The following is a 14,757-nucleotide window of genomic DNA, read 5'->3' on the forward strand; positions in this document are numbered from 1 at the left end:
GCTTAGAAGAAGCCCATGGCCTTGGGCGAGTAGCTCACCAGCAGGTTCTTCGTCTGCTGGTAGTGGTCGAGCATCATCCGGTGGTTCTCCCGGCCGATGCCGGACTGCTTGTAGCCACCGAACGCGGCGTGCGCCGGGTAGAGGTGGTAGCAGTTCGTCCAGACCCGGCCCGCCTTGATCTCCCGGCCCGCCCGGTACGCGGTGTTCATGTCGCGCGTCCAGACGCCGGCGCCCAGGCCGTACAGGGTGTCGTTGGCGATCTTGACGCCGTCGGCGAAGTCGGCGAACGGCACCACCGACACGACCGGCCCGAAGATCTCCTCCTGGAAGATCCGCATCGAGTTCGAGCCCTCGAAGATGGTCGGCTGCACGTAGTAGCCGCCCTCCAGGTCGCCGCCGAGCTCGGCGCGGGCGCCGCCGGTGAGGACCTTCGCGCCCTCCTCGCGCCCGATCGACAGGTACGACAGGATCTTCTCCAGCTGGTCGTTCGACGCCTGCGCGCCCATCGTCGTCTCGGTGTCCAGCGGGTTGCCCTGCCGGATGTTCTCCACCCGCTTGACGCCCGCGGCCAGGAAGTCCGAGTAGTGGCCCTGCTGGATCAGCGCCCGCGACGGGCAGGTGCACACCTCGCCCTGGTTCAGCGCGAACATCGCGAAGCCCTCGAGCGCCTTGTCGAAGTAGTCGTCGTCGGCGCGCGACACGTCGTCGAAGAACAGGTTCGGGCTCTTGCCACCCAGCTCCAGCGTCACCGGGATGATGTTCTCGCTGGCGTACTGCATGATCAGCCGGCCCGTCGTGGTCTCACCGGTGAACGCCACCTTCGCCACCCGGTTCGAGCTGGCCAGCGGCTTGCCGGCCTCCACGCCGAAGCCGTTGACGATGTTCAGCACGCCCGGCGGCAGCAGGTCCGCCACCAGCGACAGCCACAGGTGGATCGACGCCGGGGTCTGCTCGGCCGGCTTCAGCACGACCGCGTTGCCGGCCGCGAGGGCGGGCGCCAGCTTCCACGTCGCCATCAGGATCGGGAAGTTCCACGGGATGATCTGCGCGACCACGCCCAGCGGCTCGTGGAAGTGGTACGCGACGGTGTCGTCGTCCAGCTCGCCCAGGCCGCCCTCCTGCGCCCGGATCGCGCCGGCGAAGTACCGGAAGTGGTCGATCGCCAGCGGGATGTCCGCCGCCAGCGTCTCCCGGACCGCCTTGCCGTTCTCCCACGCCTCGGCGACGGCGAGCTTCTCGAGGTTCGCCTCCATCCGGTCGGCGATCTTGTTCAGGATGTTCGCCCGCGTCGCCACGGACGTCTTCCCCCACGCCTCGGCGGCGCCGTGCGCGGCGTCCAGCGCCTTCTCCACGTCCTCCGCCGTGCCGCGGGCCACCTCGCAGAACGGGCGGCCGTTGACCGGCGACGGATTCTCGAAGTACTGGCCGCGGGCCGGGGGCACGTACTCGCCGCCGATGTAGTGGTCGTACCGGGTCTCGTAGGAGACGATGCTGCCGTCGGAACCGGGCGGCGCGTACACGGTCATGGAGAGCCTCCGTACCTCGTTGTCGGGTACGGCGGACGCTAATGACGCGGACGTTGCAGCCCCGTTGCAAGTCCGTACTCGGCGTTGAGCTGGTTGACGCGGTGGGCGGCGATCGGGCGGCGGGGGGAGTTCGCCGGCAGCAGGGACGTGTAGGCCTGCCACATCTCCAGGTCGTCGGCGCCCCACTCCGCGCGCAGCCACGTCTGCATCAGCCGCGGGTCGCGGCTCGCCAGGACCGCGGCGCGCAGCTGGCCGTCGAGCAGCCGGCGCCGTCGCGCGACGCCGGGTGCGTCGGAGCCGGGCAGCAGGGGCCCCGGGTACGCGGCCAGCGCGGCGGCCGCCCGCCCGTTCTCCAGGTGCCGCTGCACCGTCGTCACGTCCGACTCGACGCGGACCCGCAGCCGGTACGGGCGCGAGTCGAGCAGCGCGTCGGTGAGCACCCGGCGCAGCCGGGACAGCTCCGCGCGCACCGTCACCGGGTTGACGTCGTCGCCGTACAGGTCGATGCCGAGCTGGTCGCCGGTGCGGCCCTCCGGCTGGGCGAGCAGCAGGAACAGCAGCTCGGAGTGCCGTCGGCCCAGCCGGATCGGGCGGCCGTCGACCGTCAGCACCGCCTCGTCGCGGCCGAGCAGGGTGGCGTGGGCGGTGGCCCGGGCGGGGGCGGGGTGCGCCGCCAGGTACGCCTCGGCGGCCAGCGCGGTCGCCTGCACCAGCGCCAGGCTGTGCGGGTTGGCCAGGTGGTCGCCGCCGGTCACGTCGATCGCGCCGAGCAGCAGCCCGGTCGCCGGGTCGTGGATCGGGGCGGCCGCGCACGTGTACCGCTGCACCGGCCGGCTGAAGTGCTCGGTGGCGAAGATCTGCAGCGGGTGGTCGACGGCCAGCGCGGTGCCGGGCGCGTTGGTGCCCGCGTGCTCCTCGTCCCAGCGGGCGCCCGGCACGAAGTTCATGCCCTCGGCGGCCCGGCGCACGGACGCGTGCCCCTCCACCCACAGCAGCCGGCCCGCGGCGTCACACACGGCCATCATCTGCTCGCCGTCGTCGGCGATGCCGCCGAGCAGCTGCCGGAACAGCGGCAGCACCCGCGCCAGGGGGTGGGCGGCGCGGTAGGCGTCCAGCTCGTCGTCGCTGAGCTCGATGGGGGCGCACCGGTCGGGGCTGACGAGCGCGCCCGCGGACCGGCGCCAGGAGTCCTCGACCACGCTGCGGACCTGGCCGGCGGTGCGGTCACCGGTCAGGAACCGTTCGTGGGCCCGCCGTACCTGCGTGCTGCGCTCGGCCGGGTCGGTGCCGAGGGCGAGGGCCAGCCACGGGTTGGACATCGGCGCCTCCTCGACCCCTATCGTGACCGCCGTCACGTACATCGACAAGTTCTGTACGGTGCGTGAGGGTCGGGTGCGTCGGTAGCCGGCCTACCAGGTGCCGTCGTCGCGGACCCGCGGCGCGTCGCGGCCCAGCACCAGCGTGGACAGCGCCTGCGGCAGGCCCGTGCCCAGGTACCACTCGCCGGCCTGGTCGAGGGCGAACACCCGGCTCCGCTCGTCGATCGCGAGGACCCCGTCGCCGTCCTCGGCGCCGATCGGGAACAGCCGGCTGCCCAGCACCCGCCCGAACTCGGCCAGGGTCGCCCAGCTGTGCGCCGCCGCGGCCGGCGAGATTACGAACCGGCGCACCCACAGCCGCTCGCCGGGGCCGCGGTGCGCACAGTCCGCCGACGGCACCAGCGCCAGCGCCCGCTCCGCCGCCGGGAACGACGGCAGCCCGGCCACCGCCGTCCGCGCCCGCCCGGCCCGGTCGCTCAGCGGCGCCCAGCCCGCACCCGCCAGCACGGCCGCCACCCCGGGCGCGAACCCGGCGGTGCCCACCGACGGCGGCAGCGGCGCCGCCGGCACCGCCGGGGTGGCCGCCGCCCAGCCCAGCGCCGCCGCGGGCAGCAGCCCGAACGCGACCAGCGCCCGGACGCACGTCTCGCACGGCGGCCGGCCGGCCCCCGTCGCCGGGTCGCCCGGCTCGCGCAGCAGCGTGACCTCCCACGGCGTACCCGAGAACCAGGCCCGGGCCGACGGCAGGTCCAGCGGCGGCCGACCCGCGGCCGCGCGGCGCCGGTCCGCCTCGTGCAGCGCGTCGGAGACGGCGACGAGCTCCGCGTGCCGCTCCGCCCCGCGGGTCAGCCGCGGCTGCCCGCGCAGGTGGGCGCGGACCAGCGGATGGTGCCGCAGCTCCTGGTCGCCCTTCGCCCCGTGCGCCGTCACGAGGCCCGCCGGCGTGCTGATCGTGCACACCGCCGCGGCCAGCCCCGACCGGGTGAGCGCGCGCCGCAGCCGCACCGCCGGGTCGGCCGTGCGCACCACCCCCGCCCGGGCCGCCCGGTGCGCGCGGACGTCGCGCAGCACCACCTCGTCGGGCACCGCCGGCCAGTGCGACAGCTCGCCGGTCTCGCGGTCGATCACCGTCGGCGTGCCGTCGCCGGGCAGCTGTCCGTCGCCTGTGGACACCGGCCGGATCAGGAACCCCAGGTCGAACTCGACGACCCGCGCGCCCCACGCCACCGCCAGCGCGTCCGCCTCGGCGCGGCTGATCCCCCGACTGTCCACAGGGGAACCGTAACGGACCACGCGGGGCGGTGGGGGCCGGTAATGTGCCGGTCCGGGGTGGGGAGACGGCGGGGGAGAGGGGTGCCGCGTGAGCGGTCACGAGATCCGGCTCGACCCGGCGCGGGCCCACCGCGGCGGGCGCGACCTGGCCGACGCCGGGCGGCAGATCGCCGCCGTCCGCGCCGGCCTCGGCGCCGCCCTCGACGCCGCCGGCCAGGCCCGCCCGTGGGGCGGCGACGACCTCGGCGCGGCCTTCCACCGCACGTACGCCCCCGGCGCGCAGGCCGTCCTCGACGCCTGGCAGACCATCGCCGCGTACGTCGAGGCCCTCGGCGCCGCCGCCGTCACCGGCGTCGCCGACCTCACCGCGGCCGATGCCCAGGGCGGCGAACGCGTCCGCGGGGCGCGCCGGTGAGCGTGCTGCCCAGCCCCGTCCCGCACCCGCTCGACTGCCTCTGGTTCGACGTCCCCGGCTGGGCCCGCGGCCTGTTCGAGTTCGCCCTCGGCGTCGACTGGCCCGACGGCGACGAGACCACCGTCTGGGATCTCGCCGACCAGTGGCACACCGTCGCCGACGCCCTGGCCGCCCCGCAGTCCGACGCCGCCCGCGCCGCCCACGAGACCTGGGCCGCCCTCGGCGGCGACACCGACCTGGCCGCCGCCTTCGGCGACGCCTGGCACGGCCTCACCGACGGCCCCGACGCGCCCCTGCCCGCCCTCATCGCCGCCACCCGCGAACTCGCCACCGTCGTCGAGGGCTGCGGCACCGACATCGAGGCCGCCAAACTCGAGGTCTGGATCGAGGTCGGCATCTTCGCCGCCGAACTCGCCGCCCTCGCCGCCGCCGCCCTGTGCACGGCCGGCGCCGCCGCCGGCGCGGCCGGCCCGATCGTCGCCGCCACCCGCTTCGCCATCACCCGCATCTTCCGGCGCCTGCTCGCCAAGCTCAGCGCCGCGTCGCTGCGCGGCCCCGCCCGGCTCGCGCTGTCCGCGGCCGAGGAGGGCGCCGCGGAGGCCGCCACCCAGCTCGCCGTCCAGCACCACCAACTCACCCACAGCCGCCGCGACGACCTCGACTGGCTCGCCGTCCGCGACGCCGCCGCCGGCGGCCTCGCCGGCGGAGCCGCCGCCCCGCTCGCGTCCCTCGGACGGCACGGCCGCGGCAACACCTTCCTGGAGAACGTCGCCCGCGAGATGGGCGGCGAGGTCCTGGCGTCGAACGCGGCGTCCCTCGCCGTCTCGGGGGAGCTCAGTGACCTGGGGGAGATGGGGAGCAGTGCGGTGTCAGGGACGCGCAGCTCCGTGACGACGCAGGCCACCGACGCGCTGGGCGGGCGGCTGGAGGCGCTGCCTCCGGCTGCCCTTCCTGCTGAGCCGGGCGTTCCTCGCGGGGTGACGGGCGCGTCTCCCACCTCCGCCGTGTCGGTGTCGGATCCCAGGCCGTCTGGTGCGAGGGGCTCCGCGGGGGTTGCCGTGGAGTCGGTCGCGGTGGCCGGGCGGTTCGCATCGTCCGAGAGGGACGCCTCCCTGCCCACTTCGGCGCCGGGTGCGGTGACCTCCCTTTCCCCTCCGGCGCCGGGTGCGGTGACCTCACCGGCATCGCCGGGGGTGTCGACACCTCTTGCGCCGTCGGGCGGGCAGCCCTCGTCGCCCGGTGCGCTTCCGGTTTCGTCGCCGGCCTCGCTGTCCGGACCCTCGTCAGCCGCAGCACCCGTGGCTGCGGGGGCGATGCCGCCGGGTGCGCCGGCACCGGCCGGGCCGCCGGCGGTTGCGCCTTCACCGCCACCGCCGGGTGCGTCTCCCTTGCCTCCCGCGGCGCCGCCGTCGGGCGCGCTGCCCTCGACGCCCGCCACTCATCCAGCGGTGGCCCCCGCGCCGGCTCCCGCCACGGCTGTCCACTCCGGACCGTCGTCGCCGGGCGCTCCGGCCGGCGGCCCGCCGCGCCCGCCGTCCCCCGGCTCCGACCTGCCCGCCGACGACGACGGACCCGCGCCGCCGCCGCACGCGGTGGTCCCGTACCTCGGCCTGCCCGTCGCCGTCCCTGACCCGGCGGAGGCCGCCGACACCCGCCGGCGCCGCGCCCACGCCGGCTGGGCCCGCCTGCTGCGCACCGGCGCCACCGCCGCCCACGACGCCGACCGGCAGGCCCAGGCGTGGTCGGCGGCGGCCGCGGTCTCCCGGGACTGGGCCGTGCACCACGAGGCCCGCGGCGAGCCCGAGGCGGCCCAGCGCTGGTGGTCCCGGCACCGCGCCGAACAGGCCAACGCCGACCACTGGCACGCCGAGCGCGACGCGCTCCTAGCGGGCGACGGCGGGCGCGGCGCGCACCCCGACGACGAGGGCCCGGTGCCGACGCCGACCGGCCCGGACGACCCACCGTCGGCGGCGTCCCGGCGCCCGTACGGGCTGGCCGGCGGCCTGCGCGAACCGCTCGCCGTCCACCAGCGCGACCTGGAGGCGGCGCTCCCGCGCGACACCGCGGGCCGCCCGCTGCGCACCCCGGACCCGCGCGAGGGCACCTGGCTGCGCCTGGCGAACGACGGCGGCCCGGGCGCCGACCCCACGCGGGCCGTCAACTGCCAGGACTGCGTCCTGTCGTTCTACGACACGTGGCTGCACGGCCGCCCGCACGTCGCGGCCCCGCGCACCTTCGACGGCTACCTGGCCGCGGACGTGAGCCGCCCGCCCGGCGGCGAGCGGAACGGCCCGCGCCGCGCGGAGCAGGTCACGGGCGGCCGCTACCAGACGGTCCTGGCCGACGTCACCGCCCTGCCCGCGGACGTGGCGGCCCGGCAGACGGCGGACGCCTTCGCCGCCCTGGACGCCCAGCTGCGTACGGCGGGCCCGGGCTCGATGGCCCTGATCATCAACGGCTGGCCGGACGGCTCCGCGCACGCGTGGACGGCGGTCAACCAGGACGGCACGGTCCTGTGGGTCGACCCGCAGCGCGGCGTGGTGTCGGACACCGGCCCGCTGTACACGGGCGTCTCCCGGTTCGACGCCCTGATGCTGGGCCCGGACGGCATCCCGGCGCCGCTGCCGGAACGCCCGCCGGGCGCGTGGTCGGCGCTCCCGCCGCTCGACGCGCCGCCCACCCCGCCGACGGACCGGACCCCGCTGAGCGTCCTGGACACCTCGCCCGCGGGGGCCGCCCCGGGCGGCGCGCCGGACGTGCGTGCGCGACGCCTCGCCGCCCAGGCCGCCCTCGACGCCTCGGACGGCTCGATACCCGCGGTGATCGCGGGCGCGCCGGACCTGGAGGCGGCCTTCGCCGCGGGCGTCCGGCCGGCAGACCTCGCGGCGCACCTGGATGCCGCGACGGTGGCCCGCCTGTGGCCGGGCCTGTCGTCCGCCGATGCGGCGCGGGCGGCGGCGTTATTCGCCGACCCAACGGCACGGTCCGCCCTGGAGCGGGCGTGGGCCGACCCCGCGAACGGCGAACCCCTGCTGGCGGAACGGCTCGTCCGGGACCTGCCCCGGCGGCCCGGCCTGCTCGCGGTCATCGAACGGTCGCCGGAACTGCACGACAGCCTGCTCGCCCGCCCGCTCACCCTGTTGCACGTGGCGGAGCACCCGGAGGCCGTCGCGGCCCTGGCCGAGATCGTCGCCGAAGCGGACGTGGCCGAGGTCGCGGACAACCCGAATCCGCCGCCGGCGCCGCTGACGGACCGCCAGGCCGCGATCAGCGCGGCCGCCGCAGTGCCGGTGCCCACGACCGGGCAGGAGGGCTTCGACCTCGCCCGCCGCCGCGACGACACGTACGTCGCCGCCTATCTCGACGACCTGTACGCCGCGGCGAGGGTGGCGCAGCAGGAACTGAACGGGTGGGCGCAGTCCCTCGCCGATCGGTTCCCGGGAGCCCGGGCGGGGTGGCGGACGGCGGAGAAGGACCGGCGACGGGCGCTGGACAAGGTGGCCGACTACGACGGCGACGTCGCGCGGCTGACCGACCTGGCCGGCGCGAAGGTGGAGTTCGGCACCGTGGCCGACCTGTACGAGGCGCTCGCGGTGCTGACCGGGACACCCGGGATCACGCTGGTGCGGTTCGAGGACCGTTTCCTCGGCCCGATGCGGAGCGGATACCGCGACGTCCAGATGCTGGTGCGGCTGTCCAACGGCCACATCGGGGAGTTCCGGCTGCACCTGGCCGCGATCGACGAGGTGGCTGCCTGGGAGCACGCGCTGTTCGAGGTCCGGCGGGACCTGAAGGCTCTGGCGGCGGCGGGCGGCCGGCGTCTGACGACGACGGAGCGGTCGCTGGTGAATGGCATACTTCGCCTCGAGCAGCACAGCTTCCACGAAGCACTGATGTCGTCGATGGGTGAGGGGCGCGGGCGTGCCTGAGTATCCCGGTCTGGTCCTCCCGTCGTATCACGAGCACTACGGGGCTCCGGTCAAGATCCTCGCCACCCCGGACGGCGGCATGGTGGTCTGGCGGGCGTCCTCCGAGACCGGGGCCTGGGAGCGGCGCGACGACCTGGCCGGCGACGTCCTGTTCGCCCGGGGCGAGGACAGCTACGTGCGGACGCCGCAGGCCTTCGTCGAGACGACGGAGCAGTGGCGTGCCCGGTGGAAGGTCGCCGACGGGGCGGTCGCCGCGCTGTACGAGACCGCCGACGCGCTGCGCGCCACAGCCCGCGACGAGGGCCGCGCGCTGACGCCCGCCGAGGTCGCGCTCATCCGGGGCATCTGGCGGCGGACGTACCGGATGGTCGAGGAGCGGCTGCGGGCCGAGGGCAACCCCGCCGCCGACCCCGACCTGCTCGAGCGCGAGGGCGGCGCGGCGTGAATGCCCCCTGGCCGACCACCGAGGCCGAGGCGCTGGCGGTCCAGGACGCGTTGCGGGCGCGGGTCGAGCAGGCCGCCGAGGGGGCCGTCGTGCCGCGGACGGTGGCCGGGCTGGACGTGGCGTACCACGAGGACGGGGAGCGGCTCGCCGCCGCGGCGGTCGTGCTCGACGTGCGGACGCACGAGGTCGTGGATCTGGCGGTGACGGTGGGGCGGGCGGCGTTCCCGTACGTGCCGGGGTTGTTCGCGTTCCGGGAGGTGCCGGCGTTGCTCGACGCCCTTGGGCGGTTGCGGGTGGAGCCGGACGTGCTGGTGTGCGACGGGCACGGGGTGGCGCATCCGCGCCGGTTCGGGCTGGCGTGCCATCTCGGGGTGGTGACCGGGCGGCCGGCGTTCGGGGTGGCCAAGACGCCGTTGGTGGGGGCGTGGGCCGAGCCCGGGCCGACCAGGGGTGACTCGGCGGCGCTGGTCGACGGTGGTGAGGAGGTGGGCCGGGTGGTGCGGACGCGGGACGGCGTCAAGCCGGTGTTCGTGTCCGTGGGGCACCGGATCCACCTGGGCGATGCGGTGAAGATCACGATCGGGCTGGCGCGGGGTTTCCGGCTGCCGGAGAGTACGCGGGCCGCTGACCAGGCGTGCCGTGCCGCGTTGCGGGGTGCCACGGTCGGCGGACAGATCGGCAGTGCGTCTCCGGCGGTTCGGGGCTCCGCTACTCTCGGCCCGTCAACGGCACATCGTGGCAAGGGAGCCGGCGTTGTCTGATCTGTCACGCTTCGTCAAGGCGTACGACGTGCGCGGCACTGTCCCGGACCAGCTGAACGAGCCGGTTGCTCGGGCGCTGGGTTCGGCGTTCGTCGAGATGCTGCGCGACTCCGGGGAGGACGCCGGGCGGATCGTCATCGCGCACGACATGCGGGACTCGTCGCCGGCGCTGGCGGACGCGTTCGCGGCGGGCGCCAATGCGGCCGGGGCGGCGGTGCTGCACACCGGGCTGGGGTCGACGGATCAGCTGTACTTCGCGTCGGGGCAGCTCGGGCTGCCGGGGGCGATGTTCACGGCGAGCCACAACCCGGCGCAGTACAACGGCATCAAGCTGTGCCGGTCGGGGGCGCGGCCGGTCGGGCAGGACAGCGGGCTGGCGTGGATCCGGGACCGGGCGCAGGAGCTGCTGGACACGGCGCAGCTGCCGGAGGTGCCGGCGGACGTGGAGCACCGCGACGTGCTCGGCGAGTACGCGGCGCACCTGCGCACGCTGGTGGACCTGTCGGGCATCCGGCCGCTGAAGGTGGTCGTGGACGCGGGCAACGGCATGGGCGGGCACACGGTGCCGGCGGTGCTGGGCGACGCGAAGCTGCCGGCGCTGCCGCTGGACATCGTGCCGATGTACTTCGAGCTGGACGGCAACTTCCCGAACCACGAGGCGAACCCGCTGGAGCCGGCGAACCTGCTGGACCTGCAGGCGGCCGTCAAGGAGCACGGGGCGGACATCGGGCTGGCGTTCGACGGCGACGCGGACCGGTGCTTCGTGATCGACGAGCACGGCGACCCGGTGTCGCCGTCGGCGATCACGGCGCTGGTGGCGGCGCGGGAGCTGGCGAAGCACCCGGGCAGCACGGTGATCCACAACCTCATCACCTCGGCGGCGGTGCCGGAGATCATCGCCGAGAACGGCGGGACGCCGGTGCGCAGCCGGGTGGGGCACTCGTTCATCAAGGCGGAGATGGCGCGCACGAACGCGGTGTTCGGCGGCGAGCACTCGGCCCACTACTACTTCCGGGACTTCTGGTTCGCCGACACCGGCATGCTGGCGGCGATGCACGTGCTGGCGGCGCTGGGCGAGCAGGGCCGGCCGCTGTCGGAGCTGGGCGCCGGGTACGAGCGCTACTCCGCGTCGGGCGAGATCAACTCGACGGTGGCGGACCAGCAGGCGAGCGTGGCGAAGGTGCGGGCGGCGTACCCGGACGCGGAGACCGACGAGCTGGACGGGCTGACGGTCCGGTTCGACGACGGCGCCTGGCTGAACCTGCGGGCGTCCAACACGGAGCCGCTGCTGCGCCTCAATGTGGAGGGCCCGAAGCCGGACCGCATGGCGGCACTGCGGGATGAGGTTCTGGCGATCGTGCGTGGGTAGGATCCTGCGCGCAGCCTGATTGCGACGGGCTGCGCGGGGCCCCACCGCGTGCGGCCGCGCAGCCTGGGACAACACGACAAAGGAGCCGTCCGGTGGCCCTCGACCCGCAGTTGCTGGAGATCCTGGCCTGCCCCGACACCCACCACGCGCCCCTCGAGCACGACGCGAGCGCGCAGACCCTCACCTGCACGGAGTGCGGCCGGGTCTTCCCGATCCGCGACGACATCCCGGTGCTGCTGCTGGACGAGGCCACCGGGGGACCGACGGAGGAAGGCGGGAACTGATGGGCAGCCCGATCGATGGGACGGCGGGGCTGACCGGCCGCCGCGTCGCCGACGAGGAACTCCTGGACGACGAGTCGTACCTGCTGGCCAACGACCCGGGCGAGATGCTGCGGGCGACCGCGTCGGCCGGGGCGCAGGTGCGCGAGTCGGCCGCGATGGCCGCCGAGACGGACCTGCGGGCCCTGGAGGACGACGGCCGCCCGCGCGCCGTCGTCATCGCGGGCATCGGCACGGCCGGGCGCACCGGTGACGTGCTCGCCACGGTGGCCGGGCCGCGCTGCCCGGTGCCGGTGATCGCGCACCGCAGCGCGGGCGTGCCCGGCTGGGTGGGCGCCGCCGACGTGGTGATCGCCGTGTCGGCGTCCGGGCGCAGCCCCGAGGCGCTGGGCGCGGCCGACGCCGCCGCCCGCCGGGGCGCCCGGCTGGTGGCCGTGGGGCCGCCCGACTCCGAGCTGCAGGGCGTGGCCGAGCGCGCGCGGGCGCCGTTCATCGCGGTGCCGCGCCGGGCGCCGGCCCGCGCCAGCCTGTGGGCGCTGACCGTCCCGGTGCTGCTCGCCGCCCGTACCCTCGGGCTGGTCAAGGTCAACGAGGCGGACCTGGCGGAGACCGCGGCCCGGCTCGACGCGGACGCCGAGCGGTGCCGCCCGGGCGCCGAGAGCTTCGTGAACCCGGCCAAGTCGCTGGCGCTGGGGCTGGCCGGTTCGGTGCCGGTGGTGTGGGGGTCGTCGCCGCTGGCGACGGTGGCCGCCCGCCGGTTCGCGGACACGCTGGCCGCGAACGCCCGCTACCCGGTGATCGCGGGCGCGCTGGGCGAGGCCGGCCGCGGCCGCGTCGGCCTGCTCGACGGGGTGTTCGGCGGGCTCGCCGAGTCGAACCGGGACATCTTCGCCGACCCCGACGAGGGCGACGGCGACCCCACCCGGCTGCGGGTGGTGCTGCTGCGCGACGGCGGCCTGAACCCGGAGGACGACGCCGACGAGCCGGTGGCCGTCGAGGAGCGCCGCGCCGACGCCATCCAGACGCTGGCGGAGCGGCGCGGGGTGCGCTGCGACGTGGTGACCGCCGAGGGCGGCTCCGCCCTGGAGCGGCTGGCGTCGCTGGTGGCGGTGCCGGACTTCGCGTCGCTGTACCTGGCGCTGGCGCACGGTCTCGACCCGATGGCCGTGCCGGCCGTGACGGAGATGAAGGAGCTGAGTACGCCGATCGCCGAGGGCCGGCCGTGAGTGCCTCCGGCGGTACGAAGGCGATCATCGCGGCGCTGCTGGCGAACCTGGGCATCGCGGCCACGAAGTTCGTCGCGTGGGTGCTGACGGGCTCGTCGTCGATGCTGGCCGAGTCGATCCACTCGGTCGCCGACTCCGGCAACCAGGCGCTGCTGTTGCTGGGCGGCAAGCGCGCGAAGCGCCGGGCCACGGCGGAACACCCCTTCGGGTACGGGCGCGAGCGCTACATCTACGCGTTCATCGTGGCGATCGTGCTGTTCAGCGTGGGTGGCCTGTTCGCGCTGTACGAGGCGTACCACAAGTGGAGCCACCCGGAGGGCATCACCGAGTATCAGTGGGTGCCGGTGACGGTGCTGGTCGTCGCGATCGGGCTGGAGTCGTTCTCGTTCCGGACCGCCATCAAGGAGTCGAACCACGTACGCGGCACCGCGTCGTGGCCGGACTTCGTGCGCCGCGCCAAGGCGCCCGAGCTGCCGGTGGTGCTGCTGGAGGACCTCGGGGCGCTGATCGGCCTCATCCTGGCGCTGTTCGGCGTCTCGATGACGCTGGCCACGGGCGACGGCCGGTGGGACGCGGCGGGCACCGCGATGATCGGCCTGCTGCTGGTGACGATCGCTTTCATCCTGGCCGTGGAGACGAAGTCGCTGCTGCTGGGTGAGGGCGCCGGGCCGGAGGAGACCGCGCGGATCGAGGCCGCGATCACCGCCGCCCCGGGCGTCGAGCGCGTCATCCACATGAAGACGCTGCACCTGGGCCCCGAGGAGCTGCTGGTGGCCGCGAAGATCGCGGTCGGGCGCTCGGCGACGGCCGAGGAGATCGCGGCGCAGATCGACGAGACGGAGCGGCGCATCCGCGAGGCCGTCCCGATCGCCCGGGTGATCTACCTGGAGCCGGACATCTACCGGGCGGCGACCGGTCCGGCGGCCAGCGGTGCGAAGGCCGCCGCCGACGGGGGACAGTGATGCACGAGCTGCGAGGGGCCGTCCGGCCGTACGCGTGGGGGTCGACGACCTTCCTGGCCGGGTTGCAGGGCCGGGCGGTGCCGAGCGACGGGCCGGAGGCGGAGCTGTGGCTGGGCGCCCACCCGGGCGACCCGGCGACGGTGGAGCTGCCGGAGGGCCCGGCCCGGCTGGACACGCTCATCTCGGCCGACCCGAAGGCGACCGTGGGCGAGCGGGTCGTGGACGAGTTCGGGGCGCGGCTGCCGTACCTGCTGAAGGTGCTGGCGGCGGACGCCCCGCTGTCGTTGCAGGCCCACCCGACGATCGAGCAGGCCCGGGAGGGGTACGCGGCGGAGCAGGCGGGCCCGGGCCGGGGCATCTACACCGACCCGAACCACAAGCCGGAGCTGCTGGTGGCGCTGACGCCGTTCGCGGCGCTGTGCGGGTTCCGGGCGCCGGACGTGTCGGCCGCCGTGCTGACGTCGTTCGGGCTGCCGGAGCTGGCGCCGGTGGTGGCGGCGCTGCGGGCGGGCCCGGCGGGGCTGCGCGACGCGGTGGCGGCGCTGCTGACGTGGCCGGAGGACGAGCGCCGCGAGCTGGTGGCGCGGGTGGTGGCCGCCGAGCCCGACGAGCGGTACGCGGCCGACCACGCGCTCGCCACGGACCTGGCGGCGCACTACCCGGCCGACACGGGTGTGCTGGTGGCGCTGCTGCTGAACCACGTGCGCCTGGAGCCGGGCGAGGCCATCTGGATGCCGGCGGGCAACCTGCACGCGTACCTGCGCGGCGCGGGCGTGGAGATCATGGCGGCCAGCGACAACGTGCTGCGCGGCGGCCTGACGCCGAAGCGCATCGAGGTGGACGAGCTGCTGCGGGTGCTGCGGTTCGAGGTCCTCGACGACCCGGTGGTGCCGGCCGAGGAGGTCGCGCCGGGGGTGGTGCGGTGGCCGGTGCCGATCCGCGACTTCGCGCTGCACCGGGTGACCGTCGGCGGCGCCCCGGTGACGGTGGACCTGGCCGGGCCGCGGATCGCGCTGGGCGCGGCGGGGGCAGTGACGGTGGACGGCCTCGAGGTGGCGCCGGGCCGGGCGGGGTTCGCGCCGGCGGAGGACGGGCCGCTGACGGTGGCCGGTGCGGGTGTGGTGTACATCGCGTCGGCGGGGGTCTGACCGCTCCCGCAAACAGGGACAACAAGGTCCTAGGCGAAATTTCGCCATTTTCCTTGACACGTCCCTTCACGCAATGTGACTCTTTAACTACGCAGCGCCGTGGT

12 protein-coding genes are annotated in these 14,757 nt (G+C 75.5%); 9 read left to right on the forward strand and 3 right to left on the reverse strand.

Translation table 11 applies throughout. From position 1 onward, the window contains the following. Positions 1-2: 2 nt before the first annotated feature. From exaC to Sya03_RS25000, 3 genes are all read right to left on the reverse strand, one after another. Positions 3-1,526: an acetaldehyde dehydrogenase ExaC gene (gene exaC, locus Sya03_RS24990; protein ID WP_203940853.1), complete on the reverse strand. Its 1,524-nt coding sequence runs from the start codon at positions 1,524-1,526 to the stop codon at positions 3-5. 38 nt (positions 1,527-1,564) lie between these two features. Continuing rightward, positions 1,565-2,845, reverse strand: coding sequence for a GAF domain-containing protein (locus tag Sya03_RS24995; RefSeq protein ID WP_203940854.1), 1,281 nt, complete (start codon positions 2,843-2,845; stop codon positions 1,565-1,567). Between the two features lie 90 nt (positions 2,846-2,935). Beyond that, positions 2,936-4,117 (reverse strand): SUKH-3 domain-containing protein, encoded by a 1,182-nt coding sequence (locus Sya03_RS25000; RefSeq protein WP_203940855.1) that lies wholly within the window; start codon positions 4,115-4,117, stop codon positions 2,936-2,938. Positions 4,118-4,205: 88 nt separating this feature from the next. On the opposite strand from Sya03_RS25000, the gene Sya03_RS25005 reads away from it, so the two are divergent. From Sya03_RS25005 to manA, 9 genes are all read left to right on the forward strand, one after another. Continuing rightward, complete coding sequence (locus Sya03_RS25005; protein ID WP_203940856.1) at positions 4,206-4,532, forward strand: hypothetical protein; 327 nt, start codon at positions 4,206-4,208, stop codon at positions 4,530-4,532. Next, positions 4,529-8,461, forward strand: a complete 3,933-nt coding sequence (locus Sya03_RS25010; RefSeq protein WP_203940857.1) for a toxin glutamine deamidase domain-containing protein — start codon at positions 4,529-4,531, stop codon at positions 8,459-8,461. The genes Sya03_RS25005 and Sya03_RS25010 overlap by 4 nt, the downstream gene beginning before the upstream one ends. Next, positions 8,454-8,906, forward strand: a complete 453-nt coding sequence (locus tag Sya03_RS25015) for a hypothetical protein (RefSeq protein WP_203940858.1) — start codon at positions 8,454-8,456, stop codon at positions 8,904-8,906. Before Sya03_RS25010 ends, Sya03_RS25015 begins: the two co-directional genes overlap by 8 nt. Further along, the gene (locus Sya03_RS25020) at positions 8,903-9,667 is read left to right on the forward strand and encodes an endonuclease V (protein WP_203940859.1); all 765 of its coding nucleotides are present in this window, start codon (positions 8,903-8,905) and stop codon (positions 9,665-9,667) included. Before Sya03_RS25015 ends, Sya03_RS25020 begins: the two co-directional genes overlap by 4 nt. Further along, a complete protein-coding gene (locus Sya03_RS25025; protein ID WP_203940860.1) occupies positions 9,660-11,036 on the forward strand; it encodes a phosphomannomutase/phosphoglucomutase in 1,377 nt (458 codons plus the stop codon). Before Sya03_RS25020 ends, Sya03_RS25025 begins: the two co-directional genes overlap by 8 nt. Positions 11,037-11,128: 92 nt before the next feature. Beyond that, a complete protein-coding gene (locus tag Sya03_RS25030) occupies positions 11,129-11,320 on the forward strand; it encodes a Trm112 family protein (protein ID WP_203940861.1) in 192 nt (63 codons plus the stop codon). Further along, positions 11,320-12,543: an SIS domain-containing protein gene (locus Sya03_RS25035; RefSeq protein ID WP_203940862.1), complete on the forward strand. Its 1,224-nt coding sequence runs from the start codon at positions 11,320-11,322 to the stop codon at positions 12,541-12,543. The genes Sya03_RS25030 and Sya03_RS25035 overlap by 1 nt, the downstream gene beginning before the upstream one ends. Further along, positions 12,540-13,505 (forward strand): cation diffusion facilitator family transporter, encoded by a 966-nt coding sequence (locus tag Sya03_RS25040; RefSeq protein ID WP_203940863.1) that lies wholly within the window; start codon positions 12,540-12,542, stop codon positions 13,503-13,505. The genes Sya03_RS25035 and Sya03_RS25040 overlap by 4 nt, the downstream gene beginning before the upstream one ends. Beyond that, entirely contained in the window at positions 13,505-14,653 is a 1,149-nt protein-coding gene (gene manA / locus Sya03_RS25045; RefSeq protein WP_203940864.1) for a mannose-6-phosphate isomerase, class I, read from the forward strand. Before Sya03_RS25040 ends, manA begins: the two co-directional genes overlap by 1 nt. Positions 14,654-14,757 lie beyond the last annotated feature (104 nt).

Source organism: Spirilliplanes yamanashiensis, assembly GCF_016863475.1.
Taxonomy (GTDB): Bacteria; Actinomycetota; Actinomycetes; order Mycobacteriales; family Micromonosporaceae; genus Spirilliplanes; species Spirilliplanes yamanashiensis.

What these genes read in the sequence shown, in the direction of transcription:
- Sya03_RS24995 (WP_203940854.1), bottom strand. Translation starts at nt 2,845, where the DNA reads ATGTCCAACCCGTGGCTGGCCCTCGCCCTCGGCACCGACCCGGCCGAG.
- Sya03_RS25035 (WP_203940862.1), top strand. Translation starts at nt 11,320, where the DNA reads ATGGGCAGCCCGATCGATGGGACGGCGGGGCTGACCGGCCGCCGCGTC.
- manA (WP_203940864.1), top strand. Translation starts at nt 13,505, where the DNA reads ATGCACGAGCTGCGAGGGGCCGTCCGGCCGTACGCGTGGGGGTCGACG.
- exaC (WP_203940853.1), bottom strand. Translation starts at nt 1,526, where the DNA reads ATGACCGTGTACGCGCCGCCCGGTTCCGACGGCAGCATCGTCTCCTAC.